The sequence below is a fragment of the Nitrosopumilus sp. Nsub genome, from assembly GCF_001541925.1.
Taxonomy (GTDB): domain Archaea; phylum Thermoproteota; class Nitrososphaeria; order Nitrososphaerales; family Nitrosopumilaceae; genus Nitrosopumilus.
In genome coordinates, this window is sequence record NZ_LQMW01000012.1 from 1 (window position 1) to 26743 (window position 26743).

The 26743-nt window shown below is 30.9% G+C and carries 32 protein-coding genes and 1 pseudogene; 22 read left to right on the forward strand and 11 right to left on the reverse strand.

Annotation, left to right across the window (positions count from 1 at the left end; translation table 11 throughout):
* A pseudogene (locus AW732_RS09055) lies at nucleotides 1-140 on the reverse strand (ammonia monooxygenase); the annotation flags it as partial.
* Nucleotides 141-394: 254 nt separating this feature from the next.
* Between AW732_RS09055 and AW732_RS02500 the strand changes: the two are divergent.
* From AW732_RS02500 to AW732_RS02510, 3 genes are all read left to right on the forward strand, one after another.
* Nucleotides 395-964: a methane monooxygenase/ammonia monooxygenase subunit B gene (locus AW732_RS02500; protein WP_067958067.1), complete on the forward strand. Its 570-nt coding sequence runs from the start codon at nucleotides 395-397 to the stop codon at nucleotides 962-964.
* A gap of 92 nt (nucleotides 965-1056) precedes the next feature.
* The gene (locus AW732_RS02505) at nucleotides 1057-1374 is read left to right on the forward strand and encodes a hypothetical protein (protein ID WP_067958069.1); all 318 of its coding nucleotides are present in this window, start codon (nucleotides 1057-1059) and stop codon (nucleotides 1372-1374) included.
* 37 nt (nucleotides 1375-1411) lie between these two features.
* A complete protein-coding gene (locus AW732_RS02510) occupies nucleotides 1412-1939 on the forward strand; it encodes a hypothetical protein (RefSeq protein ID WP_067958071.1) in 528 nt (175 codons plus the stop codon).
* Between the two features lie 140 nt (nucleotides 1940-2079).
* On the opposite strand, the gene AW732_RS02515 is transcribed toward AW732_RS02510, so the two are convergent.
* Both AW732_RS02515 and AW732_RS02520 read right to left on the reverse strand, forming a co-directional pair.
* Nucleotides 2080-2349, reverse strand: coding sequence for a hypothetical protein (locus AW732_RS02515; protein WP_067958073.1), 270 nt, complete (start codon nucleotides 2347-2349; stop codon nucleotides 2080-2082).
* A gap of 110 nt (nucleotides 2350-2459) precedes the next feature.
* Nucleotides 2460-2792, reverse strand: coding sequence for a hypothetical protein (locus AW732_RS02520; RefSeq protein WP_067958076.1), 333 nt, complete (start codon nucleotides 2790-2792; stop codon nucleotides 2460-2462).
* A 124-nt stretch (nucleotides 2793-2916) separates the two neighbouring features.
* On the opposite strand from AW732_RS02520, the gene AW732_RS02525 reads away from it, so the two are divergent.
* The 14 genes from AW732_RS02525 (at nucleotide 2917) to AW732_RS02590 (ending at nucleotide 15044) form a co-directional block, all read left to right on the forward strand.
* Complete coding sequence (locus tag AW732_RS02525) at nucleotides 2917-3366, forward strand: 30S ribosomal protein S15 (protein ID WP_067958078.1); 450 nt, start codon at nucleotides 2917-2919, stop codon at nucleotides 3364-3366.
* Nucleotides 3366-4787 (forward strand): DHH family phosphoesterase, encoded by a 1422-nt coding sequence (locus AW732_RS02530; RefSeq protein WP_067958082.1) that lies wholly within the window; start codon nucleotides 3366-3368, stop codon nucleotides 4785-4787. The genes AW732_RS02525 and AW732_RS02530 overlap by 1 nt, the downstream gene beginning before the upstream one ends.
* Nucleotides 4750-4992: a KEOPS complex subunit Pcc1 gene (locus AW732_RS02535; RefSeq protein WP_067958084.1), complete on the forward strand. Its 243-nt coding sequence runs from the start codon at nucleotides 4750-4752 to the stop codon at nucleotides 4990-4992. Before AW732_RS02530 ends, AW732_RS02535 begins: the two co-directional genes overlap by 38 nt.
* 1 nt (nucleotide 4993) lies before the next feature.
* Nucleotides 4994-6259, forward strand: a complete 1266-nt coding sequence (gene serS, locus AW732_RS02540; protein WP_067958160.1) for a serine--tRNA ligase — start codon at nucleotides 4994-4996, stop codon at nucleotides 6257-6259.
* Between the two features lie 40 nt (nucleotides 6260-6299).
* The gene (locus AW732_RS02545; protein ID WP_067958086.1) at nucleotides 6300-6911 is read left to right on the forward strand and encodes a 30S ribosomal protein S3ae; all 612 of its coding nucleotides are present in this window, start codon (nucleotides 6300-6302) and stop codon (nucleotides 6909-6911) included.
* 26 nt (nucleotides 6912-6937) lie between these two features.
* Nucleotides 6938-7369, forward strand: coding sequence for an RNA-binding domain-containing protein (locus AW732_RS02550; RefSeq protein ID WP_067958088.1), 432 nt, complete (start codon nucleotides 6938-6940; stop codon nucleotides 7367-7369).
* 177 nt (nucleotides 7370-7546) lie between these two features.
* Nucleotides 7547-9010, forward strand: a complete 1464-nt coding sequence (locus AW732_RS02555; protein WP_067958091.1) for an NAD(P)/FAD-dependent oxidoreductase — start codon at nucleotides 7547-7549, stop codon at nucleotides 9008-9010.
* Nucleotides 9011-9050: 40 nt separating this feature from the next.
* Nucleotides 9051-9845 (forward strand): AAA family ATPase, encoded by a 795-nt coding sequence (locus AW732_RS02560; protein WP_067958096.1) that lies wholly within the window; start codon nucleotides 9051-9053, stop codon nucleotides 9843-9845.
* Nucleotides 9846-11408 (forward strand): VWA domain-containing protein, encoded by a 1563-nt coding sequence (locus AW732_RS02565; RefSeq protein WP_067958099.1) that lies wholly within the window; start codon nucleotides 9846-9848, stop codon nucleotides 11406-11408.
* 87 nt (nucleotides 11409-11495) lie between these two features.
* Complete coding sequence (locus tag AW732_RS02570) at nucleotides 11496-13061, forward strand: pyridoxal-phosphate dependent enzyme (protein ID WP_067958104.1); 1566 nt, start codon at nucleotides 11496-11498, stop codon at nucleotides 13059-13061.
* A gap of 28 nt (nucleotides 13062-13089) precedes the next feature.
* Complete coding sequence (locus AW732_RS02575) at nucleotides 13090-13545, forward strand: ASCH domain-containing protein (RefSeq protein WP_067958107.1); 456 nt, start codon at nucleotides 13090-13092, stop codon at nucleotides 13543-13545.
* Nucleotides 13546-13602: 57 nt separating this feature from the next.
* Nucleotides 13603-14163: a TATA-box-binding protein gene (locus AW732_RS02580; protein ID WP_067958109.1), complete on the forward strand. Its 561-nt coding sequence runs from the start codon at nucleotides 13603-13605 to the stop codon at nucleotides 14161-14163.
* Nucleotides 14164-14171: 8 nt separating this feature from the next.
* Nucleotides 14172-14393 carry a hypothetical protein gene (locus AW732_RS02585; protein WP_067958111.1) on the forward strand — a complete coding sequence of 74 codons (222 nt, stop codon included), beginning with the start codon at nucleotides 14172-14174 and terminating at the stop codon, nucleotides 14391-14393.
* A gap of 69 nt (nucleotides 14394-14462) precedes the next feature.
* A complete protein-coding gene (locus AW732_RS02590; protein WP_067958113.1) occupies nucleotides 14463-15044 on the forward strand; it encodes a hypothetical protein in 582 nt (193 codons plus the stop codon).
* Here AW732_RS02590 and AW732_RS02595 read toward each other — a convergent pair.
* Nucleotides 15039-15713 carry a hypothetical protein gene (locus AW732_RS02595; RefSeq protein ID WP_067958115.1) on the reverse strand — a complete coding sequence of 225 codons (675 nt, stop codon included), beginning with the start codon at nucleotides 15711-15713 and terminating at the stop codon, nucleotides 15039-15041. The genes AW732_RS02590 and AW732_RS02595 overlap by 6 nt on opposite strands.
* A 97-nt stretch (nucleotides 15714-15810) precedes the next feature.
* Nucleotides 15811-15993, reverse strand: a complete 183-nt coding sequence (locus tag AW732_RS02600; protein WP_067958117.1) for a hypothetical protein — start codon at nucleotides 15991-15993, stop codon at nucleotides 15811-15813.
* A gap of 110 nt (nucleotides 15994-16103) precedes the next feature.
* Between AW732_RS02600 and AW732_RS02605 the strand changes: the two genes are divergently transcribed.
* Nucleotides 16104-16445: a P-II family nitrogen regulator gene (locus tag AW732_RS02605; protein ID WP_067958119.1), complete on the forward strand. Its 342-nt coding sequence runs from the start codon at nucleotides 16104-16106 to the stop codon at nucleotides 16443-16445.
* Nucleotides 16446-16598: 153 nt separating this feature from the next.
* Here AW732_RS02605 and dusB read toward each other — a convergent pair whose 3' ends face one another.
* The gene (dusB, locus tag AW732_RS02610) at nucleotides 16599-17561 is read right to left on the reverse strand and encodes a tRNA dihydrouridine synthase DusB (protein ID WP_067958121.1); all 963 of its coding nucleotides are present in this window, start codon (nucleotides 17559-17561) and stop codon (nucleotides 16599-16601) included.
* Nucleotides 17562-17592: 31 nt separating this feature from the next.
* Nucleotides 17593-19737, reverse strand: a complete 2145-nt coding sequence (locus tag AW732_RS02615; RefSeq protein WP_067958124.1) for a thrombospondin type 3 repeat-containing protein — start codon at nucleotides 19735-19737, stop codon at nucleotides 17593-17595.
* 118 nt (nucleotides 19738-19855) lie between these two features.
* Between AW732_RS02615 and twy1 the strand changes: the two genes are divergently transcribed.
* Nucleotides 19856-20887 carry a 4-demethylwyosine synthase TYW1 gene (gene twy1, locus AW732_RS02620; RefSeq protein WP_067958126.1) on the forward strand — a complete coding sequence of 344 codons (1032 nt, stop codon included), beginning with the start codon at nucleotides 19856-19858 and terminating at the stop codon, nucleotides 20885-20887.
* Here twy1 and rdgB read toward each other — a convergent pair.
* Together rdgB and AW732_RS02630 are read right to left on the reverse strand one after the other, a co-directional pair.
* On the reverse strand, nucleotides 20847-21413 hold the full coding sequence (rdgB, locus tag AW732_RS02625; protein WP_067958129.1) for an RdgB/HAM1 family non-canonical purine NTP pyrophosphatase: 567 nt from the start codon (nucleotides 21411-21413) through the stop codon (nucleotides 20847-20849). The genes twy1 and rdgB overlap by 41 nt on opposite strands.
* Nucleotides 21397-22017 carry a KEOPS complex kinase/ATPase Bud32 gene (locus tag AW732_RS02630; RefSeq protein ID WP_067958163.1) on the reverse strand — a complete coding sequence of 207 codons (621 nt, stop codon included), beginning with the start codon at nucleotides 22015-22017 and terminating at the stop codon, nucleotides 21397-21399. The genes rdgB and AW732_RS02630 overlap by 17 nt, the downstream gene beginning before the upstream one ends.
* Nucleotides 22018-22053: 36 nt before the next feature.
* Between AW732_RS02630 and AW732_RS02635 the strand changes: the two genes are divergently transcribed.
* A complete protein-coding gene (locus AW732_RS02635; protein ID WP_067958132.1) occupies nucleotides 22054-22371 on the forward strand; it encodes a hypothetical protein in 318 nt (105 codons plus the stop codon).
* Nucleotides 22372-22374: 3 nt separating this feature from the next.
* Here AW732_RS02635 and kae1 read toward each other — a convergent pair whose 3' ends face one another.
* Nucleotides 22375-23358, reverse strand: a complete 984-nt coding sequence (kae1, locus tag AW732_RS02640; RefSeq protein ID WP_067958133.1) for a KEOPS complex N(6)-L-threonylcarbamoyladenine synthase Kae1 — start codon at nucleotides 23356-23358, stop codon at nucleotides 22375-22377.
* Nucleotide 23359: 1 nt separating this feature from the next.
* Nucleotides 23360-24547 carry a redox-regulated ATPase YchF gene (locus AW732_RS02645; protein ID WP_067958135.1) on the reverse strand — a complete coding sequence of 396 codons (1188 nt, stop codon included), beginning with the start codon at nucleotides 24545-24547 and terminating at the stop codon, nucleotides 23360-23362.
* A gap of 72 nt (nucleotides 24548-24619) precedes the next feature.
* Between AW732_RS02645 and AW732_RS02650 the strand changes: the two genes are divergently transcribed.
* Both AW732_RS02650 and tgtA read left to right on the forward strand, forming a co-directional pair.
* Nucleotides 24620-25168, forward strand: coding sequence for an AAA family ATPase (locus AW732_RS02650; RefSeq protein WP_067958137.1), 549 nt, complete (start codon nucleotides 24620-24622; stop codon nucleotides 25166-25168).
* A 31-nt stretch (nucleotides 25169-25199) separates the two neighbouring features.
* Nucleotides 25200-26711 carry a tRNA guanosine(15) transglycosylase TgtA gene (gene tgtA, locus AW732_RS02655; protein ID WP_067958138.1) on the forward strand — a complete coding sequence of 504 codons (1512 nt, stop codon included), beginning with the start codon at nucleotides 25200-25202 and terminating at the stop codon, nucleotides 26709-26711.
* The last annotated feature ends 32 nt before the right edge of the window (nucleotides 26712-26743 follow it).

The window sequence follows — 26743 nt, forward strand, 5'->3', positions numbered from 1 at the left end:
GTTTGATGGAGAGAACCATCAACGAAGTTGTCTACTTCGACTGATGCTGCAGTGGATCCCATAGCTATGACGATGAGCCAGATTTTCTTTAGTCTCTGGATCTCAACTTCTTTTGGAATTAATGCGGGCATCTGTGCCATGGTTACATATGGGTAAATTCGGCATATAAAGCAAGAGTTCATAAATTCAAGATTTTATTGAAAAAAATATAATTTTTTTATTATTAATTTGAAATAAATTATTTTTAATACATTAAATTTAACAAAAATTTTATTGTTTATTCATTAAATTCATTGTATAGCATTGATGGTTAACATTAGAATAACGTCGATCCTCGTCAAGAAGGTAAAACATATAACGATGAAATCTACCTCTCCATTAATAGGGATATAATATGGTCGAAAAAAAGATTTTCGTATTCGGACTAGCTGTCGTACTTGCACTAGGAACATTAGGATTCAACTGGGTTGAATCAATAATGCCAACTGCAGATGCACACGGTGTCCAAGCACAACTCCAAAGTCGTTTCATCAGAATAGAAGATGAAACCTTCAATAGACAATCCCTACAAACTGGCGAAACCTTGACACTTCAAGGAACACTAGTCAGTCTTGTAGAAAGAGACCTTAGAGGATGGTTATCCATTTTCTCAGAGTCAACCAACGCAGGTAACAGATGGGAAATGTTAGCAAGAGACCCACCAGGAAACGTCTTTGACATTGCTGGTAACTCAGTTGTAGAATACTCATTGTCTGCAAAAGCACTTGAAGCAGGTGTATACCACGTACACACCCAACTCAACGTAGCTCAAGTTGGTCCAGGACTCGGTCCAGGTCAAACAGTTGTCGTAGAAGGTGACCCAATTGTCAAACCAATTCCATATACTAACATCGCATATCAATCAGTTATGATCGGTGTAGGATATGTAATCACGTTTGCAACTAGACCTTGGCAAGTTATCTAAAATAACCCAACCTTTTTCATTTTATAGATACTTCTTACGCTTTGCGTAAAACTATCAGGAACTTTTTATTCACAATAAAACAATAGAAAAAAATGTTAGATTTTAAAATCACAAAATTAGATCTCAATCAAAGTTATTTTTTTGGAGAAGTTGAATTTCGGTCAGATATATACAAAGTAAATATTCAAAATGAACGAAGAGGGAAAATTCTAAGATTGCCATTCCCAATAGAATCCAAAAAAGACAGAATTGTTGTCAGAATTTCAGGACCTGAAGGAATTCTATTTGTAGAAGATTATCTCCCATACAAAGGAGAATCAGAATGGTTAGAAATAGACTCTAATGAAATTGCATTTTTTCTTGCAGATCATCAAGACCAATTAGATACAATTGAAGTAATGTATGAGTAAAAGAAAGGACTTTAAGGAATCCTAATAAAATATTGACATGATTTGGCCAGGTACTGGAGACCCATATAAGAGGAAAAAAGCAATAAAATTTCTTCTAATTAGTGCTGCAGTAGGTGGAATTGCAGTAGTACTTACAACTATAGGGGTAAATCCAATGATAGCTCAACAAGCACATAATGCATGTATACAAGATATGGAAACAGATTGGAAAATATCATTTACATTTGAAATGATTATGGATGGTCAGAAAGCAGAAGTTCAGCCAAATATAGGAATTTCAGATGAATGTCAAAGGGCGATATACACACTATCTAACGATGGCACAGTTTATGCAGAATGGACAGAAAACCCCAATTTTGAGTTAGGGCATTTCCTATACATTTCCAAATTTCAAATCAGAGACATGGAAGAATCAAAAACTGAAATTTATGTAAATGATAGATTGGCAGAAAATGGTCTAAAAACACCATTACAAGACAAATATCACTACAAAGCAGTGTTTACTTCAAAGAATTATGATACATCTAAAGACAAAGACTTTTTGCCACCATTACCAGAAAACTAATTCGTAGAATAGAATATTCAGACTTGGTAGAATAATGAAATTAATTTAGATATCTACAAGAGGTAATTTCTAAATTTGAAAGTCCGTGGATGAACTAACTTGAAAAAATTAAAAATAATGAAAAGATGTAAGTGGTAAGTTTACCAATATTTACCGTTGTCTGGAATAAGACCGATACCTTCTCTTTCAAAGTGTCTGTCTAATTCATCAACCCATCTCTCACGGTTGTCTTTGTAAGCCCATCCGTGTACACGTAACCAGAATGAAATTACTCCAAGAAGGAATATTGTGAACATCATGGTTCCGAAGATGTAAATCATTACATCATAGAATAATGGATCATAGTTTGGTCCTAATTGTCCTGTAAGTGTTGACAGGAGACTTAGGAAAGTACCTACGATAGGAATCATAATATTTTTGCACTATTTGTGCGATATATACATTTCTTTTATTCTTACAAAGTACGAGATCAGTATCACTAAGAGAAAATAATAAAATGAAAAGGAAAAATGAGGTTTTTTTATCCTCTGCCCATTGCTGCGTATTTACCTGATCTTCCTCTAATGAAGAAGGCTCCTGCAATACCACCGAATACTGCACCTGCAATTATTGCTGCACCAACAACACCATCTGCACTAATGTATGGAGTTCCTGAGCCAGCTGCTGGGTTTGCTTCAGCAGAAGCAACTCTACGAGATTGAATCTCAAGTGCTTCCTCTAAAGTATATGATCCGGTTTGTCCTTCGCTACCAACGTTGCCCATGTACTGTGCAAATGCAACAGAACTTTGTGCAGAGAGTCCGATAGTGAAGACAGCGATTAAGGATGCTGCTAATAGTATTTTTGTATTCATACCTTTTACCTGTCGTTTTTGCGGCTAGTGACTTATTTAACTTTTATTCTAAGTGTCATTTTTAGGATATAGTTGCGAGATCAGCAAAAGTAACGTTTAATTCTGCTTGTAAATGAGCCACATCATGGGACGAATGCATACTCATAGACATGGAAAATCACATTCAATTAGACCAGCAACTCTACGTGCACCATCATGGATCACATTAACGCCTGCTGAAATTGAAGCATTAGTAATAAAATATGCTAAAGACGGTTTAACTCCAAGTCAAATTGGAATTAAATTAAGAGATCAACATTCAATTCCATTAATCAAACCAATAACAAAAAAGAGTATTGGTCAAATTCTAGAAGAAAATGATTTGAAACCAGAAATGCCTGAAGATTTAGAAAATATTGTTAACAAAGCAGTAGGACTTCAAAAACACCTAAAAGAAAATAGAGGAGATAATAGAAACGTCAGATCCCTAGAATTGATAGAAGCAAAGGTTCACAGATTATCTGTATATTATAAAAAAATTGAAAGAATTCCAAAAACATGGAAGTATAAATCAGTGGTTGCTCAATTAGAGTAATGACAAAAGTGTTTGAAGAATCATTATCACTATTCAAAGATAAAATATCAGATTGCATAAAATCCAATAAATCGATTTCAATTACAACACACAATGATTGTGATGGATTAACATCTGGAAGCATTATCACAAAAGCGTTAATCAGAGAAGGAGCAAAATGTACTATTAGAACATCAAAAGAATTTAGTAAAAATGTAGTTCAGTCATTAAAAACAGATTCAAGAGATTTTCATATTATTACAGATTTAGGAGGAGGTTTTGAAAAAGACTTGAGTCAAACACTAGGAGATGATTGGATAATTTTAGATCATCACCAAATTTCAGATGAAGAAAAAGAAAATGAAAATATCATAAATTCATGGAAATACGGAATTAATGGAGGTTTAGAAATTTGTGCAGGAGGAATGGCATATTATGCAGCAATGGCACTAAATGAAAAGAATTCAGATTTGTCTGAAATTGCAGTAGTTTCAGCTTTAGGGGACAGACAAGACAAGGGAGAAAACAAATCATTTACAGGTAAAAATTTTGAAATTGCCAATACTGCAAAAGAATTAGGTCTGATTGAAATGGATTTGGATTTATTATTAGTAGGAAAAGAAACTAGACCATTAGCTGAAGCATTAGCTTTTACATCACAGCCATTTATCGAAGGATTAACATGGAATAAAGAAACATGTCTATCTCTTCTAAAATCATCAGGTATTGAATTAAAAGAAGAAGGGAGATGGAGAGTTCCGTCAGAACTAAATGACGATGAAAAAAAAATAGTGATTGAGACTATTGCAAATTTCTCATCAGAAAAAAATACTTTAGAATTAATGTCAGAATTAATTGGATATACATACACATTTCTAAAAGAAGACAAAAGAGGCTTTCTTAGAGATGGTAGAGAATATGCAACTATGCTAAATTCATGTGGTAGAATTAACCGTTCAGGAGTGGGAATGGCAATATGTATGGGAGACAGAAATAAGATTCTAACAGAAGGAGAAACAATTCTAACAAATTATAGAAAAATGATTAAAGAATACATGAATGTGTTATCAAATGAACGATGGCGAATTTCAGAAAATGAAAATTGTGTAATGGTCAACGGAGAAGATATTGTTCCCGAAACAATGACAGGAAGTATATCATCATTAATTGCAGGATCACCTAAAAATGCTGGAAAAGTAGTAATTCTTAGAACCAGGACAGAAGAAAATACCATTAAGTTCTCATCAAGAAAATCATTTGGATGTAAATCAAATGTAAATCTTAGTGACTTGATGAAAAATGGAGCTGAAAAATTTAACGGTATTGGAGGAGGGCACGATAGTGCAGCAGGTGCAAAAATAACTAAAGACAAATTGGACGAATTTTTGAAATATTTAGAAGTAAATGTCGTTAACGTGTCAAGTACAAGTAATTCTGAATAATATATCCAAAAAAAAGGCTAAAGCAGTCAAAAAGGCATTAGAGCCAGACAATGTTAATTTTCCAAAAGGATTGAGTCTTTATGTTGAAAATATTGATAGCAAACTAATTTTTAATTTTGAGAGTAAAGAAAACATGAAACAATTAGTAGGCACAGTAGATGAAGTATTAGAACATATCCAGGTTGCATTAAAGGTGATTGAATAAAATGTTAGATCCCAAATTAATCAAAGAAAAACCAGAAGTTATCAAAGAGATGTTAAAAGCAAGATCAGTAAAATTTGATCTTGAGGGATTAATTGATTCAGATCAAAAAAGGCGAGAATTTATCATTAAGACTGACGAATTAAGAAAAAAGAAAAATCAAGTAGCATTAACCATATCAGAAAAAAAGAAAGGTGGAGAAGACATTTCTTCAATTTTAGCAGAAATGAAAGATGTTTCAGAGGAACTTACAAAATTAGAATTAGAACAAAATAATATTGAAAAAAAATATCTAAAATTAGCATCATCTATTCCAAACCTCATTCATGAGTCTGTTCCAATAGGAGAAGATGATGAATCAAATAAAGAAATTAAGAAATGGGGAGACATTCCAGAGTTTGATTTTAAAATAAAAGATCACATAGATATTTCTGAAGATTTAGATTTAGTAGATTTAGAAAGAGCCGCAAAAGTTGCAGGTGCAAGATTTTATTATTTAAAAAATGATTTAGTTAGATTAAATCAAGCATTGATTAATTTTGGATTAGATTTTCTTAGAGAAAAAGGATATTCTGTTGTTCAGCCACCATATATGATTAATCGAGAATCAATGGAAGGTGCAGTAATTGCAGATGATTTTGAAGAAGTAATTTACAAAATTGATAATGAAGATTTGTACATGATTGGAACTTCAGAACATGCAATGGCAGCAATGCATTCAAAAGAAATTATTGAAGGAAAAGACATACCAAAAAAATATGCAGGTATTAGTCCTTGTTTTAGAAAAGAGGCAGGAGCACATGGAAGAGATCAGAAAGGAATTTTCAGAGTCCATCAATTTGATAAAATTGAACAATTTATTTTTTCAAAACCGGAGGATTCTTGGAAAGAGCACGAGAAATTATTATCAATTGCAGAGGAATTTTATCAAAAATTAAAAATTCCATACAGGGTGATGTTATTGTCTACCGGAGACACAGGCAATATTTCAGCAAAAACATACGATATTGAAGCATGGATGGCTGGACAAAATGCATACAGAGAAATTGTTTCGTGTTCAAATTGTCTAGAATATCAAGCAAGGAGACTGAAGATCAGATTCAGAGATAAAACAAATGATGAAACACAGTATGTTCATACTCTCAATAGTACACTAATTGCTACAACAAGAGTTCTAGTAGCAATTATGGAAAATTTTCAAACAAAAGATGGGCATATTCGAATTCCTGAAGTATTACAGGGATATATGGGCAACCAGAAAGAGATCTAGTGACATACCCTTATATTTTGGATTCAAGGCTCGTTAAGAATTGGCACGTAGAAAAGGTCGAATTAAGGACAAGTGGAGAGAAAAACGTTGGGTAAATGTTAATGCTCCAGATTCATTTAACAATGTTCCATTAGCTTATGTTCCAATTACAGATGACGAAAATGCTTCAGGTAGAGTAATTGAAGTTACATTGTTTGATATTCTCAAAGGCGATCCATCTCAACATCAATACAAAATCTATTTCCAAATTGATAAAGTAGATGGAGATAATGCTTCAACTATTTTTAAGAGATTTGAATATTCAAAAGAATTTTTGAGAAGTCTAGTTAGAAGAGGTTCATCCAAAATTAATTTTATAATTGATATCAAAACAAAAGATGGTTATGTTTTCAGAATTAAGATAATTGCCTTAACATATAGGCCACTAAATACATCAAGAAAACACGCACTAAGAATTATTGCCAGAGATGTAATTAACAAAACAGTTCCTGAGATGACTGTTGAACAATTTGTTCAAGCCACTTGTTATAGCAAAATCAATTCAGATATTATGGCAGCATTCAAACGAGTAATCAAAGTTAGACATGTAGGTCTTGAAAAAGTAAAATTAATCAGAACTGCAGATAAAGAAACTAAATTACTAGAAGCATAAGTAATTAGAATTATCTATTTACAACTATGAGCAACAAATTAGAAATTTCAATTGATATGATTGTTCATGCAACTGAAGATTTATCAAAAATAGTGGAACCTTTTATTGAGATATTTGATATTGAAGATGAGATTTTTCACAAAACTGAAACTACGGGTTATTTTGAAAATCCCATCATTTTGTTGAATACAAAACTTGTAAAAAAACAGGCAAAAAGATTTATGAAAAAATTTTTGGATTTGCTTTCAGTTACTCAGATTAATCAATTAGTTGAAGAGATTGAAGAAAGAACTGAGGATTCAAAATTTCATTTGAGATTAGATAAACAAGAATTTGTTCAAGGTAAACTAGTATTTAGTCAAAATGATACAATTAAGATAAAAATTCACACTCCAATATATAACAAAAAAAATACTCGTGAAATTTTTTCTGAGTTATTTCAGAGTCAACTAAATTAAATAGGAATAGACAGATTAATCAATTTGGGAATGAGGAAATAACAGCCGCTCCAGTCTGAGCTGACGCTTTGAAGAAGCCGCGACGAACCGACCCCAAAATTAATCAAATAATGATGAAAGAAATTTCGTTTTTGTTACATGGTTTATTATAAATACGGATGAACAAGTTATGATATTATGGCAGATTATGATGTAATCATAGCAGGAGGGGGTCTAGCAGGCACTATTACAGCACAATCTATATCACATTATTCAAATCAAAATCTAAAAATTCTTGTTGTTGACAGAAACCCAGAAACTTTACCTGGAAGAAAAGGATTGGCAGGATGGGTATGTGGAGATGCATGCTCAAAAGAAGCAGTAGATTTCATGTCAGAAAGAATTAAGGTTCAATGGACAAATCCGGAAATTGAACATGATGTAAAAGGAGTAATGGCATTTTCACCAGATAAAGAAACAGCAATTCCATTTGACGGGGATGGTTTTATGTTAAATCGTACAGAATTACCAAGAATTCAAAATGAAAGATGTAAAAAAATGGGAATTGAGTTTGAATTTGAAATTAGTTTAACAGGTTTAATCTATGAAGGTCAACAAGTAGTTGGAATTCAAGGTGTAGATAACAAAACAAAACAACCTTACAAAAAAACATCAAAATTAGTTATTGATGCAACAGGTGTGACATCTATTCTAAGAAATGGACTTCAAAACTCAACTAAAGTTGAAAAGAAAATCAACATTGAAGATTTAGAAATTACTGGAAGATACATAATGGATTTCGAACCAGGACAAAAAGATCTCACAGAATTTGATCCAGATTATTGTATTATTCATTTAGACCAAGATATTGCACCAGGAGGATATGGATGGGTATTTCCAAAATCAGAAACTAAAGTTAACATTGGTTTAGGTGTTGAAAAAGCATTTTTAGAAAAAAGGAACAAAAGATTAGGCAAAAAAGATAATGTAGAATCATTGATGAAAGAATACCTTCAAAGAAATATAGCAATTAAAAATGCAAAACTTTCAGAAGATCCTACAGATACTTTAGGAGGGAATAATTCAGGAATTTTCCAAGTTTCAGTAAGAAGACAAAATGAATGCATGGTTTCCGGAGGATACATGATGGTTGGAGATTCTGCATGGATGCCAAAACCAATTGATGCAGGAGGAATTGGACCAGCATTAATTGCAGGAACAATTCTTGGAAACAACGTAGCTAAAGCATTAGAAGCAAATGATACATCTGAAGCATCATTATGGGAATACAATTTAGATTTCATTAAGGAATATGGATACAAAACAGCAGGTCTTGAACTTTTTAGAAGATTAGTACAACAAATGAATAATGAACAAATCAGTTATGGTATGAAGCACTTTTTAGGAAATTTGGATGTTGAAGCAATTAGTAAAGGTGAACATCCAGACTTTTCAGGATTAGGAAAAGTTGGAATGATAATTAGAGGGGCATTGAATCAAACAGTTGCAAAAGGACTCAAGTATACATCTTCAGAAAACCAATGGTTAGTTGAACATTACAATAATTATCCAAAAGATCCATCAGGATTTGATCAATGGCAAAAATCATTACATCAAAGATTGGATGAATCATTTGCAAAAATTGAAGCATTTGGAAAATAGATCCAACATTAAATATTGTCGAGATTAAGGAAATAAAGCCTTGGAAGAAATTCAATATTTAGATTGGAATAATTCTAGTGACATTATCAAAAAAGCATATGAAGCAGGACTTTTTGTTCTCATAATTGGGCCAAAAGGAACAGGAAAAACTTCACTAGTTAGAAATTTTACAAAAAATAACAATATCAATTCTGAATCAATTAATTTTAGTTTAAGAACCAGAGAAAGTCATTTGATTGGAACAAAAACATTGACAGATGGAACTGTCAGTTTTGATGAGGGTTTATTGATAAAATCAATGAAGAATGGAGATTTACTTTACTTGGATGAAGTAAATGCTGCTGAAGCAGATGTTTTACTTAGATTAGATGAAGCTCTAGATGACAGAAGACAAATTGTGTTAAAAGAAGCAACTGGAGAAGTAGTTAAAGCAAAAGAAAATTGGTTTGTAATTGCAACCATTAACCCATTAACACATAGTGGAACAAAAGAACTTCCACCACAAATTCTAAGTAGATTTCCAGTAAGAATTAGATTAGAATATCCACCTGAAGAAGTCGAATTAGATATTGTAAAAAAACATGTTTCAGGCAATCATGATTCTGAAATAATCCAAGCTATAAAATTAGCAAATACATTAAGACAAGCTGCAGCAGTTGAAGAGTTATTTTATTCACCGAGTTTAAGAGAAACTATTGCATTTGCAAAATTATTAGATAAACAAATGTCACCTAAAGAAGCTGCAAATATTGTTTTTGGAAATGTTTACACGCAGTGGGGAAATATTGAATATCAAAAAGTCAGTGACATCATTACTTCAATGTTCGGAAGTTAAATGCAATCAATTCAATTACAAAATGATTCTTTAGTAGAAATAGCAACTTTTCTAATTAGACGATGGTCTGAAGAAGAAAATGTTACAATTGAAATTTCAGATAATTTACAAACTAAAACAAGGTTAAAAGAAAAAAAAGTAATCTTAACGCCTTTAGAGAAACGAATAGGTAATGATTTTCAAAAATATAGACAATTCAGAACGTCATCATGGTATGAAGCAATGAAAATAAAATATTCTGAAAAAATTCTAAGTGATGATCATGCTTTTGGATTTATCCTAAATACAATGGAGACCAAAAGAGTGGAACAGTTAGGAAGAAAAATTTGGAAAGGGATGGATGAAGAGATAATTTTCAATTATTCATATATGCTTGTATCAAGGCCACAACTTCATACAGTTTATGGAAAAGCAAGAATCGTAGAGGCATTTTACCAATATTTCATGTTTGGTGCAATCAAAGGAGAGTTACAAGAAAGTCATTTTGAAAAAATCAAAAAAGCAACAACATTTGCAAAAAAAATTGTGATTGAGTCAATTGAGAATAATCAAAAAACTAGTTGGATTGAAAAAAATGTGGCAGAGATAATAAAAATTTTAGATATTGATTCGTTATTGACAATTCCAATATCAGTAGCATTTATGAAAGCAGGAATGGCATTATCAGAAGAAGAATTAAAAAAAGTGTTAAAAATTATTGCAAAAAACAAAGAAGGTGATTTTGGTAAAATAGATGCATCATCAGTTGTAAAAGGAGATAATGTTTATGATGAATACAAAGTGTTAATTGAAGAAAATAAAAAAAATGAAAACAAAGGACTAACAACAGAATCAGTAGGCATACAAATTCCATCCACAAAAAATATTGATGAAACAGCAATCTATGACATGAGTTTGATTAATGGATTAAAAATGAAATTCAAAGAATGGAAAACAGGATGGAAGGAACAGCATTTAAGATCAGGTGATGAATTTGATGATGAAAATTTTATTGAAGGAAATGAACCATTTTTTACAGATTTCAAAAAATCAATTAAAACAAAAATTATAATTTTATTAGATCATTCATCAAGCATATCATCAGATGCAATTGAATATAAAAAAGCAACAATTGCATTATGTGAAGTTTTAGCATTTCTTAGAGTGAAATTTGCAGTATATGCATTTAGTACTGAAAATCGTTCAGTTGTATGTTGGTCAATAAAAGAGGAAAATATGAAATGGAATAACAGTACTGCAAAAAGATTGGCACAAATTGTTGCAAATGGATCCACACCATTAGCAGAAGTATATGATAAGATGTTTTCAACACTTCAAGCAAAACAACCAAATATTTTCCTGACATTAACTGATGGAGAACCATCTGATTCAAATGCAGTTAGAAAAATGACAAAATCACTTAAAGGAATAGGAATTACCATGGTTGCTTTAGGATTAGGTCCAAATACAGTCAGAGCTACAACTATTGCAAATAATCTAAAACATTTAGGATATGATAAAACTATGGCAGTAAGCAGACTAAAAGATATTCCAAATAAAGTCATTAATCTTCTAGATGTATAAATTCAAGAAGTAAAAACATAAAATAAATCCATAAAATATATCAGATATTTTATATGACCTTGTAAATTTTGAAAAATTGAAAGAAAATTGGGAGAAAATCAGAATAGCGATATTGACAAAGTTCTTCTTGAGAGATTTGAGACTGAAATTTGGAATAAGGTGCCTCATTTAGAAAATAATCAAGAAGGTGCAAAAATTGTTAATGCAACACCACTAGTAGATATTACTGCAGATTTTAAAGAATGTGCCAAAAAAATTTACAATTTAGATCTCTCAAATTCAGAATTACAAGTTTACGGAAAATTAGATTCAACTTTACTAACTGGTTCAATTAAGGTTAGACCAGCTGCAAATATCATTCATGAAGCAATCAGTACTGGGAAAATAAAAAGTGGTCAAACAGTTATTGAAGCAACATCAGGTAATTTCGGAATTGCGTTAGGAATGTTATCAAAACTTGGTTTACAAGTTGTAACAATTGTTTCAAGAAAATTACAAGAAGGAGTATTTCATGAATTAAGAAACATGGGAATCAAAATTATGGATTTAGAGATGGATATTTGTCCTGCTCCAGGAATGGAAGGAAAGAAAGATGAGTTAGTTGCAAAAGCAACAGCTGCAAATGTTCGCTCACAATTAACTCAATTAGGTTTTGATCCTAGTATTTTTGACAATTCAATTACAGAAATAGAAGCACTATTGGGTAAACAGGACATTATCAATTTAGCAAAATTACTTTCAAAAAAATACAATTGTTTTTGTCCAGAACAATATGACAACGATTTGAATGTGAATGCACATAGAACAATTACTGGAGCTGAAATAGATCAACAACTTCATGAAGATGGAAATTCTTTAGATGAATTTAATATTCTATGTACATTTGGTACAGGTGGAACATCAGGCGGATTAAGCAGATACATTTCAGAAAAATATGACAAAAAAGGAGTTCACGTAATATTCCCACCAGGAGGTCAAGACGTTGCAGGAATTAGAACGCATAACAATGCAGACGGTCTAAAATATTATCAACCAGAAAAATATGCAGGAGAATATGAAGTAGATTTTGAAAAAGCAAAACCACTTTTGAAATTCTTTGTAGAAAAAGGACACGATATTGGTGAAAGTAGTGCATTGGAATTATACGCAACTTTACAACTTGTTAGTGCAAATAAAGGAAATAAATTCGTGGTAATGATTTGTGATGGAATAGAAAAATATAGGAAGAATTTGGAAAAAATTGGAAAAATTCAGCCGCCAGGACAAGTTTCACAAGAAGAGGTAGCCTCAAATGCTGCAGATTATGATAAAGTTATTTGGATACATACTCAATATACTCCTCAAGAGGGAGGAATCGAATTACTTGCAAAATCTTTAGGCATAGATAAAAGTAAAATCGTAATTCCAAATGCACGAACTGCACAACAGCTATTATCAGGACAAGGAATTCCTGATGAAATAAACAATTCAATTCAAGAATCAAAAGGTAAATCACTTATGGTTTGTATGGCAGGAAGAACATCATTAATGGCAGCAAATGTATTAGCTGAGAAAGGAATTGTTACAGATAGTTTAATTGGAGGAATCACAGAATTACCTGAAGCTAGAAACAGTCAACTTTCAGAACTAGTCAAACAAGCATCACAATTTTAAATAATTAAAAAGTTTACTAAAAATAATTATGAAATGTCTTTCAATTTGTCAGCCATTTGCAAATTTAATCATCCAAAATAAGAAAACAATTGAATTAAGAAAATGGAATACCGATTTCCGGGGGAGTTTTTTAATTCATGCCCCAATTAAAATTAGAAAGGAAGATTGTGAAAGATTAAAGATAAATGAAGAATTTACAACTGGTGCAATCATAGGTAAAGCTGAACTTTTTGATGTAAAAAAATATGAGTCATTAGAAGAAATTAAAAATGATAAAGACAAACATTTTTCTTCAAAAAAATTTCAAAAAAAAACATATGGTTTTATTTTAAAAAATGCTAAACCGTTTAGAATTCCTATTCCATGTAAGGGTAAATTGAGATTTTTTGATACAGAACTACCTAAAATAAAAATTAAAGAAAATAAAATTGTCAACGACATGATTGAGGAAGAATTTACATATCAATGGGTTGGCCACCACTAAAAAAGAAATTCAAAAAACATCACTAGTATATATAAGGAAGTATATAAAGAACCACGCATGCCAGAGACAAAACCAATAGTCAGCATAGTAAACGTAGTAGCATCAGCATCAGTTGAACAAAAGATGGATTTAGATGAAATTACAAAAAAATTTCCAGAAACAGAATACAATCCAGAACAATTTCCAGGATTAGTATTTAGATTAGCAAAACCAAAAACGGCAACTTTGATTTTTAGGACAGGAAAAATGGTATGTACAGGAGCTAAATCAGAAGAATTAGCAATTGCAGCTGTAAATACAGTTGTTCAGAAATTAAGAAAAGCAAAGATCAAGGTTAAAAAAGATGCAATAATTTCTGTACAAAATATTGTTTCGTCAATTAGTCTTGGCGGTAAAATTCATTTAGAAAAATCTGCCAAAACATTACCAAGAAGCATGTACGAACCAGAACAATTCCCAGGTTTGATTCACAGAATGCTTGACCCAAAAACAGTCATTTTGATTTTTGCATCAGGAAAACTTGTTTGTACAGGAGCTAAAAAAGAAACAGAAGTCTATAGATCAGTGCATAATTTACATTCATTATTAGAAGAAAAAAATTTAATGATTTACGATTAATAAAAAATATGTCTAATGACCAATTTAAAAAAGAAAAAATGAAGTTGACTCCTGAAACAGGATTTAATTTAGTTGGAAGAGATTATTTTGAAAATCCAGGAAATCAATTATACATTATTGAACATTTTGATATGTATCAAGATGCATTAAATGCAAAAAAAGATAGAAAAATTCAAGATGAATATTTTATACTTTACAAAGATCAAAATAACGAATTTTGTTCAAGATAAAATTGAGAAATAGCTAACTGTAGAAAAATTTACAAGATATTTTATCATAGATTAGAAAAATTTGAAATAATGTCTAATGAAACAAATGATATTATTGATACAATATATGAAAAAAAAGTATCAAATCAGGCACAAAATTTACCAGAAAAAGGTTTTCGTAAAAGTTCTAAAGCGAAATACCAAATTTTTGATGAATCAGAATTTACTCGTGGTAGAGAAGTATTAGGAGAAATAATTGTACATGGCATGTTAGCCTCTGGGGGAACAGATATTGATTGGTTAATTGAACACAAAGGGAGTTTCATTATTTTAGAATTCAAAGGATTCCATAATGATAAAATCAACATTCCACAGGGACAAATAATAGCATATGAGAAACTGTATGAAAAATTAAATCAATCTACAAAATGTTATTTGTATATTGTAGGATGTGATGATATTGACTTTTCTAATCCAGATTCATCAATATGGATTTTTGAGATGAATCAATGGTCAAACAACATTATTCCAAAAAGTACTACAGATGTTTACGATGAAAAATCAAATAAGCAAAATAAGTTTATAGTTTATCGTGAATACATGGAAGAAATTACTGTAGATGGATTACGAGAACTAATAGATTCACATTGGAAAGAATTTGAAAAATTATGAGTTAAATGAAAATTTTAGTGATTTTGTAATGGTACCATCTTCAACTTTAATATTATATGTACCAGAATTTTCCCATCCTTCGCCATCAGCTATAGCTAGCGTAGAATATCTTCCATCAGATTTCACAGAAACTTGTTCGGCCCATACAAGATCATTGTTTGGATTTAAAATTGATAAATTTACAACATTTGAATTTTGAGATATTCCATTTATAGAAATCAGATCAGATTTAGCATATGTAGATAAATCAGTTTGAATAGACAATTCTATTTCAATTTCAGATATGATATTTGATGGAGGGGAATCAACATTATTTGAAACCAAAAGTGCTGCTGCAACAATTATCACAACTGCTATCCCTCCAAATCCCAAAAATAATTTTGAATTTTTATTACTTGGATTATGTGTAGGTGTAGATGGTTGTATAATAACAGGTTCAGGTTTTGGGATTTCAATTTTAGGAATTTCAGGTGTAGTTATTTCAGATTTTTGGCTAGTTTGAGGTTTTCTACCCAAATGCTGTTCGACTAATTTCTGAACATAATTTCGTTCATAATTACTAATTACTTCATTATTTTTGCAGGCTCGTGCAATTTGTTTAAGTATTCGATCATCACCAAAATCCCCATCTAATAACGAATTTACATCATCAAGTAGCATATCACTCATGTTAATTTTTCCTCACATTCATTATTTATGAATAGCTTGTTTAAGATTTCTAGAGATTTATTCGTAAATAGTTAATTTTTTAATTTTTATATATAATTTAAAAATTTTTTCTGTGAGTTTTCTGGGCTTGTATAATGACAGTTCTAATGTAATCCTTTGCAGTGGAATCAGTAACACCCATTTGTTTAGCCCTGCGATAAATTTCAGTTTCTTCAGGGTTACTCAAATAACATTTCAACAAATAATTTAGTCTGTGAGATCTTTTTTCATCACTTTTCATAATTTTCTTTTTATTTTATATTAAAAAGAAAATAGGATTACACAATAACCAATAATTATCGATAAGAAATAGCAGAGGGTATATTTTGATCCTATTATGAAATAGATTTAATGAAGAAAATTGAAGCAATTATTCAAGCAAATAAAATTAAAATAATATCAGATGCAATTACAGGAGTTGTAGGCGGATTTACGATTATAGAAGGAAACGGGAGAGGTTCAGGAAAAAGACAAAAAATCAGATCAGAGAGAGGAACAAAAACAATTCGAGCAGAATACAATAAAGTTGCAATTATCAATACAATTGTAGATGACTCAATTGTAGAAAAAGTATGTCAAATAATTGAAGAAGAAGCATATACTGGTGAAAACAGTGATGGAATTATTACAATTAGTAATGTCGATAATGTTTTAAACATTGGAACAAAAAAGAAAAATTCTGAAGCTCTGTAATTATTAAAAACATAATCTGCTGAGAGGTCACTACTCCTCTCAGGTTGTTATCCTTTTGGAGGACATATTTTTGAAGGGATGTTATTTATTACAATTTAAGTATAAAAGCACAAGATAGAATCTAAGCACAATTTTTTCATAAATAAAAATAGATTAAGATGTGGAATAAGCATCTTTCATAATTTTTTCTAATTCTTCAATATTTGTTGCAAAAGTAATTTTAGAGCGAATTTTTGAACCTCCCTTCATACCTTTAGTAAACCGCATTGCTTGGCCTTTGAGATTTGCAAATTTGATTTTGTATTTACTTGTTAAATGTAGATATTCAAAAAAAGAATCTAATCTATCGTTAAAAGAATATTCATGATAAGAGTTAGTTTTAAGATAATCATTAATTTGTTCAAATAAAAACGGATTACCCATTGCACCACGTCCAATCATTACATAATCGCAGTTTGTTTCATCAATCATTTTTTTTGCATCTTCAGGAGTAGCAATATCTCCATTTCCAACAATTGGAATATTTGAAATTTCTTTAAGTTCTTTAATTAATTCCCAATCTGCATTTCCAGAATATCCTTGATGTACTGTGCGTGGATGAAATGTAATCATTTCAATTCCTTCATCTTCTGCAATTTCAGCAATATCTTTAAACAAATAACGACTTGCTTCAGTAACGCCTGAACGAATTTTCAATGTTACAGGTTTTTTTACAGCATTTACAAGAGTTTTGAATATTTGTTCTGTGAGATTTGATTGTTGTAATAATGCACCACCTGCCATTTGTTGTGTAATGTGAGGTGCTGGACAACCCATATTGTAATCAATAATATCAAAATAGGGTTCAACAATTTTTGCAGCTTTTTCTAATGCATTAAGATCTGAGCCAAATAATTGCACAGATAAGGGACGTTCTTGTTCAGAATATTCAATAAATTCTGTGATACTTTTCAGATGTTCTTTTAGTTGTTTTTCTTTTGCAATGATACTATGAATACTGGTAAATTCTGTTACTACAAGTCCTGCACCCATTTTTTTACATTGTAATCTAAGCGCAGGATCACTAACTCCAGCCATTGGTGCCAAAAACGCTTTACTGGAAAATTTTGGTAGCACAAAAAAATTAATTTTTACAGATATTAATTATTTAAGGAAGGGAGTCAGGACAGCCGTCTGTATCTTTGTATTTATTCCAAGTCTCAGGTTCAGATGGGCATGAATCAACTTCATCGTCATAACCATCGAAATCAGAATCAGTGATTGGAACAACAGTAGATTCTGCGCCAAATACATCTGGACAGCCGTCAAAATCTAAGAATCCATTATAATTTTCGCGTTCATTAAGACATTGATCCCATCTATCATCAATGCCATCCATATCATTATCTAGTGATTGGTATTTTGGGGAAATAGCAGAATAGTCACCAGGAATTGTGTCAGGACAGCCGTCTGTATCTTCAAAATTATTGTAAACTTCTTTATTATATTTGCAAATATCTACTGAATCAATTATCCCATCAAAATCTGCATCAGATAAGGAATTTACAGTAACGTTGTCAGGACAGCCGTCTGTATCAGCAAAGCCATTGTATCTTTCAGGTGCTGTTGGACACAAGTCCACACCATCTGGAATTGCATCATCATCAGAATCAATCAAAGATGGATCAACAGGTATGGAAATTCCAATTTTGTCAGGACAGCCGTCTGTATCAGCAAAGCCATTATAATTTTCAGATTCACCTATACATTGATCCCATCTATCATCTATACCGTCATTATCAATGTCAGGTAGTTGGTATGTGAACAACTCTATTGTATCAACAGAATCAGGACAACCGTCATTATCTTGGAAGCCATTGTAAGTTTCAGAGATAGTTGGACAAAGATCTACAGAATTTGAAATTCCATCTTGATCAGAATCACTAAGGATTGGGTCATCAGGACAACCGTCATTATCTAAAAATCTATTATAATTTTCAGCTGAATTAGGACAAAGATCAAGATTATCTATCAATCCATCACCATCAGAGTCATTGGAGAATTGTTGATCATATATGGTGTCAGGACAACCGTCATCATCTTGGAAGCCATTGTAAGTTTCTACTGAATATTTACAATCATCAAAGGCATCAAGAATAGAATCATAATCTGAATCAGTTTGAGGTATAAAATCAGGACAACCGTCTGTATCTTGGAAGTTGTTAAAAGTTTCAGGTAATGAAATACATTGATCTACATCATCAAAAATATTATCATAATCTGAATCATAGACAGTTATTGTAGAAAATATATCATCAGGACAGCCGTCTGTATCTTGGAAGTTGTTAAAAGTTTCCGGAACTAATTTACAATCATCTTTACTATCTAAAATTCCATCAAAGTCAGTGTCATAATCAGCATAAAATTCAGGACAACCGTCATGATCTTGGAAGTTGTTAAAAGTTTCAGGTAATGAAATACATTGATCAATTGCATCTAAAATTCCATCACCATCAGAATCTTTTATCAAATTATCAACAAACAATTCAGTTGAACGTTCATCAGGACAGCCGTCTGTATCTTGAATGTTGTTAAAAGTTTCTTTTTGATATGGACACATATCAATAGTATCTCTAATTCCATCTAAATCAGAATCAAGTGGTAAATTGTCTGGAGATATATCAGGACAGCCGTCATCATCTTCAAAGCCATTTACTCTCTCTCGCTCATTAATGCATTGATCATTTACATCTAAAATTCCATCAAAGTCAGTGTCAGGATTAATTATTTCATCAGGACAACCGTCAAAATCTGCAAAGCCATTCCAAGTTTCAAGAGTTGTAGGACAATTATCTAAAAAGTCTTGAACCCCATCAGAATCAGAATCAATTGCAAGGGTATCAGGACAACCGTCTGTATCTTCAAAGTCGTTAAAAGTTTCTGGTACTAGTGGACAATTATCTAACATATCAGGAATTGAATCAGAGTCTTGATCAAAAATTAATTCAGACGTAACATCATCAGGACATCCATCTGTATCTTCAAATCCATTAAAAATTTCTGGAGATAAAATACATTGATCAACATTATCAGGAATTGAATCAGAATCAGAATCTAACCAACTAAGATTTCTAGAAGGACAACCATCTATTTCACCAAAATAATCCTCTTGCAATCTAGGACAATCATCAACATCATCTAAAACACCATCATTATCAATATCAAGGTCAGTAGCTGCTAAAACTGGAGATACCGAAATACTTAGAGTAGAACCAAGCATGAACAAAAGTAATAGAGCAGATTTAACTTTCAATTTATGATTTTATTCAGTAATTCCAGTTATTAAATTACACTTTAGTTTCGGCAAATGTACTACTTTTGACATATAATATTCTAAATGAATTTAAGTAAATCAAATTACAAGTCATGATATGAGTTGTTCTGGAGAAGTAGTAGAAAATGACCAAGAAAACCTCATTCAAATTAAACCAGCCATAGCAGCACAACTAAAAAAAGCGAAATATGGTGTAGCAGACCATTCTACCGTAGAATTATGTCATTGGACCAAAAAATCATTCAAACATGAAGGAAGTTGCTATAAACATCAATTTTATGGAATTTTAACTCATAGATGCATGGAATTTTCACCAGCTGGGATGTATTGTGAAAATCGGTGTGTTTATTGTTGGAGACCAATGGAATTTTATGATGCAATGAAAATGGAACCAGAACAAGTTGCAGAACCTGAACAAATTTTAAGAAAATTAATGGATGAAAGAAAAAAACTGATTGATGGATTTTATGGAGATTCAAGAAATGATAAACAAAGATTAGATGAATCACTATTGCCAACACATTATGCAATTTCATTATCAGGAGAACCAACAATGTATCCAAAATTACCTGAATTAATTAAATATCTAAAATCATTAGAAGCAACAAAATCAATTTTTCTTGTAACAAATGGACAAGAACCAGATATGATTCAAAAACTGCAAGATGAAGATGCATTACCAACACAATTGTATTTATCTACAAATGCAGCAGATTATGAATCATTTATAAAAATTAACAAACCAAAATATGATGATTCATGGGAAAGATGGAATAGAACATTAGATATGTTAAAAGATCTTGATACTCGAACTGTTTTAAGAATTACATTAATTAGAAATTATAATGATCAAAAAGAAATGATACCAGCATTTGCAGATATGTTTAGAAAAGCTAGTCCACATTTTATAGAAATAAAATCTTACATGCATATTGGTCGCTCAACAAATAGACTCGAACATGAGAACATGTTAGAAATGTCAGAAGTAAAAAAATTCAGCGAAGAAATAGCTAAACAAAGTAAAATATTTTCAGTGATGGATGAAAGTCTTGTTTCAAGAATATCAATTTTACAAAATAACGAGAGATTTATTGATCGTTGGATTTCGGCTTATGCAAATACCAATTAGAAAATTTTTTGAGTGCTTTGTACCTATGTGAAATATTATTTTTATCAATTAATTCACCATATGTCTTTTTTTGATTTTTTGGAATGAAAATTGGATCAAAACCCCAACCTTTACCTTTTTCTAACTTGGAAATAGTTCCAAAAAGTTTTCCTTCAAAAGATTTCAAATTATTTTTATCACAATAAGTTATTGTTGAAATAAATTTTCCATCTCTTGAACGATTTAACAGTTTTAAAATTCCTTTATTGCCAATGGTTTTTTGAACATAAGAAGAATATGGACCTGGAAAACCACCTAAAGAATCAATATGCAATCCATCATCTTCAATTATTAGAGGCGCATTACATTTTGAAAATGCATCTTTAGCTTTTTTTAATGCAATTTGTTTAATTGAATTTGATTGAATTTCCTCTAAAGTTAATTTGAAAAATTTAATGGATATTCCAAAAGAATCTAAAATTTCTTTTGCTTCTTTAAATTTATGAATATTAGACGATACAAATAGCAGATCAGACAACTTGTGCATACCTACCACGACTCTCAATTTCTGAAACCAATTTTACAATTTTTGTCTGATAAGTAATTCCAACTATAGATTTGTACCCAATAAGAAAATTTTTCCAAGAAGATTCCATAATTTTTGCATGAGCACTGTTTAGAATTTCTTTAATTAGTCGTAAATCAACAGCGTGATCTTCGGGTTTTATTGTATTTTGAGAAAGTCCAAAATCAATCATGTAAATAATATTTTTAAACAAAATAAAATTTGAGGTCGTTAAATCACCGTGCATTACTCCATTTTTGTGTAAAAGTCCAACTAATTTTCCAATTTGTTTTGATATTATGATGATTTTTGAGTCTGGTAAATCATGAACAGGTTTTCCAGGAATTTCTTGCATTACAATCATACTCTTTTCTAGATTTACAAAATAAACAAGTGGTGCTGGAATTCCAAATGATTTAACTTGTGAGAGCATTTGTGATTCTTTAATTGTACGTTGTTTACGTATTTTTGAATCTAATGAAGAATTTCTATAAGTTTTAATTTTTCGAATTTTAAAAAGGGATTTAGAATTTTTCCAAGTACCTGTGTAAATATCAGCCTCAGCACCCTTTTTGATTAATTTCATTAACATTATATCCAAAAGAATTCAATAAAAGTCATCATGGATGATGGAGAAAACAGGGTGAAACAAGAGGACTGTAGTGAAGATAAACTAGGTCCAGGAATTCTTACATTAACAAACAAAAGATTAGCGTTTGATAAAACACAAGCAAGAATAATGGATTTTTCAAAACGTATGGGCGATACAGTGCTTGATGTACCATTAGAAAATGTAATCAAAATTTGGAAAGAAGGTCTATTTATAAAAAAAGTTTGTTTTACAGCAAAAACAGATGAAGGAGAGCAGACTTACAAATTTGGAGTTTTTAATACCAAGTCATGGGTAAAATCTATAGAACAAACAATGAATAAAAAATAATTTTTAATAATTTACTACTACAGAATCTAATCTCCAGGATTGAGTTACAAAAGTATCTTTCAATGTAGCACTTTTTTTAACTTGTGATTCTAAAAGTCCAGTCCAACAAATTTGGCTACCACAATCTCCAGCATATTTTAATGGAACAACAAAAAATTTAGCTCCATGTCTTTTACAAACATCTTTTAACATTTCAGATAATCTTTTGTTTGCAGCAACTCCACCAACAATCATTAATTCTTTTTTGGATGTAAAGGATAATGCACGTTCCACTGTTTCACTAATCATTGCAAATGCTGTTTCTTGAAGGGAATAACAAGCATCAACTTTACTTTTTTCAGAAATAGGTTTTGTAGCAGATAACAATCCTGAAAATGATACATCATTTCCTTTAACAGAATAAGGTAATGAAACATAATTTGTAGAAGTTGAAGCTAATTCTTCTATGTTTTTTCCACAAGGAGAAGCAAAACCCATGGATCTTCCAAATTGATCAAGTAATTGACCCAATGTAATATCTAACGTTTCACCAAAAACTCTCCATTGTTTATTTAAAAATGACAAAAGCATTGTATGTCCTCCTGAAACTAAAAGAACTAAAGGATCATTTGCTCCTGTAAGTAATTTTCCTAATTCAATATGCCCAATTGCATGATTAACCGGATAAATCGGAATTTTATAAAATGAAGATAACGATCTGGCTACTACAGCACCTACTCTAAGACAAGGTCCTAATCCAGGTCCTGCAGCATATGAAATAATATCTAAATCTTTTACAGATACATTTGCTTCATTAAGGCATTCAGATAGCACTATTGGACTATTTTCAATATGATGACGAGATGCTTCTCGTGGATGAATTCCCTGACCAGCTTCTGGTCGAAAAATTTTTCGGACATCAGATAAAATTTTACCTTTTTTTCCTTTTTTTTCAATTATAGCGCAAGAAAATGTGTGTGCAGTACTTTCAATTCCTAAACCAATCATACTAACCCCTACTTAATGTTGATACAATTTTGATTACGTCACCATGTTTTAATTTTTGTTCGCCACTAATTCTTTGTTTAGTTTTGCAATCTATTGCATGTAGAAATCCTTTTGCAATATCGGCATGAATTAAACCTGCCAAATCTTTAGCAGTTGAATCTTGAGGAAGTAATTTTGTATCTGGCAAAATAACACCATCTTTGTTAGTTAGTTTAGTTTCATCTTCTACAGGATATACAGTAATCAAATTTAGTGAATCAAAAACAGCAGAATTTAGAATTTTTTGAATTCCAGTTGATTCAATTTTAGAAAAAATTGTACTAACTAGATCAAGTGCTTTTTGTTGAGGAGCAGGAATTTCTTTTTCAGAATTAATTTTAAATCCATTTTCACCAGAATTGTAATTAATTATTCCAGCTTTGGTAGCTTTTCTTAATAGTAATTCAGTTTCAGCACTACAAGGAATTACAGTATCTGAGATTTTTTTTATAATTTCAAGATCTTGACAAAGATCTGCCTTATTTGCAGCAACTATCATTGGCTTGGTATTTTTCCTTAATTCTTTAACAAAATTTTCTATATCAGAATCATTCCATTCTTTTGGATTTCTAGTAATGAGACCTTGTTTTTGTAATACTAACTGTACTTGGTAATCTTTTATTCCCAAACCACTGAATCTTTTTGCAATTCCATCAGTAAGTTTTGCACGTTTTTGATCGACTTCACGAGTAATTTTATCCCATTCTCTTTTTAGAATTTCAATAAACCATTGATCAAATTCATCTTGAACAAAAGCAACGTCTTCCAAAGGATCATGTGTTCCAACAGGTACTGATTGACCTTGAATATCAGTAGTACCTGCAATATCAACAACATGAATTAAAACTTCAGCTTGTCTTGCATCATCAAGAAACTGATTTCCCAAACCTTTTCCTTCGTGAGCGCCTGGAACCAATCCAGCAACATCAATTAATTTTATTGGTATCAATCTTGTACCATTAATACATAATTCATTTTCATGTTTTAGATCAAAGTGTTTACAAGCACAATCAGATTGAACATATGCTACACCAACATTTGGTTCAATTGTCGTAAATGGAAAATTACCAGAAGCCACAGTAGTTTCAGTTGCAGCAGAAAAAAATGTTGATTTACCAACATTTGCTTTACCAAGTAATCCAATTTGCATTACAAAGAAAAATGTAATTGTACTTATTAGTATTGCAGAAATCGTTTAATCTAGTTCCAATGATTTTAGATTATGTCAATAGTAATTACTGGAAATCCAGGCGTTGGTAAACATACGATAGCAAAAAAAATTTCTCAAAAAATGAATTTTTCAATAATTGATATCAATATTCTTGCAAAAGATTCAGGCATAATTGAAAAACAAGAGGATACAAATGACGTGGATACTCAAAAACTTGCCAAGATTATCAAAGAAATTGAATTAGATGAAAAAATTGTTGTAGGTCATTTGGCACCATACGTATTAGAAAAAAATCAAGTCACGATAATGATCATATTAAGAAGAAATCCATATCATTTAGAAACAGTTTACAAAGAAAGAAATTATTCAGAAAATAAAATTAAAGAAAATGTTGGTAGTGAAATTTTAGGCGTCATTACTCATGATACAATGGAAAAATTTGAAGAAAAAGCATTTCAAGTTGATGTAAGTGAAAAAAACATAGAACAAGTAGTTGAAAAAGTACTACAAGTCATTTCTAAAAAAGGAAATAATGATCAAGTAGATTGGTTGAATTTAGTAACAAAAAATAACGATTTAGAAAAATTTTTTACTCACTGAATAAATAACGCCTTTAATTTTCTCATATCACTTGTTTCAAATTTCTAAAACAGATCTAGCTGGAAGAATAGGAATCATGTTTACAAATCATGGTAAAATTAACACTCCTGCATTTGTTCCTGTAATTCATCCAGTAAAACAAACAATTCCTTCAAAAAAAATTAAAGAAATTGGATTTGATGTTGTTATTACAAATGCATACATTACAAAAAATCATTATGGGAATGAAGCAGTAGAAAAAGGAATTCACAAAATAATTGATTATGACAAATCAATTATGACAGATTCTGGCGGATATCAAGTACTAGAATATGGAGACTTGGAAGTTCTACCACCAGACATGGCAAATTTTGAAACAGGAATATTGACAGATTTTGCAATTCCATTAGATAAGCCAACAGGATACGGATTACCAATTAAAAAAGCTGAATCATATGTAAAACATACTTTGAAAGTTTGTAAACAAACACTAGAGGATAGCAAAGATAATGGGCAAATTTGGATTGGCCCAATTCAAGGTGGAGAACATTTTGATCTAGTATCAAAATCAACTAAAGGATTAATCAATATGGGTTTCAAAATGTTAGCATTGGGAAGCCCAGTTGAATTTATGGAGTCTTATGAATATAGATTATTAGCACAGATGATTGTATCTGCAAAAAAACAAATGCCAGAATCAGTTCCATTACATCTTTTTGGAGCAGGTCATCCGCTTACAATTCCATTTGCCGTTGCTTTAGGATGTGATTCATTTGACTCGGCTTCATACATGTTGTATGCCAAACAATCAAGATACATCACAGAAGATGGAACACGATATTTATCAGATATTGAAATTTTTCCTTGTAATTGTGAAATATGTAGCAAGTATACTCCTGAGGAATTACGTCAACTAGAAGAAACATCAAAGATTAATGAATTGGCAATTCATAATTTGTATGCAATTAAACTAGAAGTTGATAAAGTAAAACAAGCAATTCATGAAGGAAGACTATGGGAATATGTAATTAAGAAAGCAAGGGCCCATCCAAAATTATTTGAAATGATAGATGTGATGACTGAAAATTATGAATTCTTAGGACTAGGAACCCCAAAATTCAAAGAAAGAGCAATTTTTCTTTATGATAAAGATGATCAGTTTCGTCCAGAAATACAGTCATTTCACAATATTGTTAGAAAATTCAAATCAAAGAAAAAGAAATTATTGATTACTAAAGAATCCAGTACTAAACCAGGATATCTATCCCAACAATACTTGTCACTAAAAAAGAAGATTAAAGACTTTGATTCATTTCAAGTATGTCAATATAGTCCTCACTTAGGATTAATCCCAATTGAAATTTCAGATATTTTTCCTGCAGCACATCATGAAGCATCTAGAATTAATTATAATCCAGAAGAATTTACAGAATTTGAAAAAACTTGGACAGAGTTCTTTAAGAAAAATAATTTTTCAGAAATTAAATATGACAAGAATGATGAATTCTTAAAATATTTTGTTAAAACATTATCAAAGAATATCAAGAAAAAATCTTTAGGTTAATTAAAAATAAGAAAAAAGAATGTGCTAAAAGA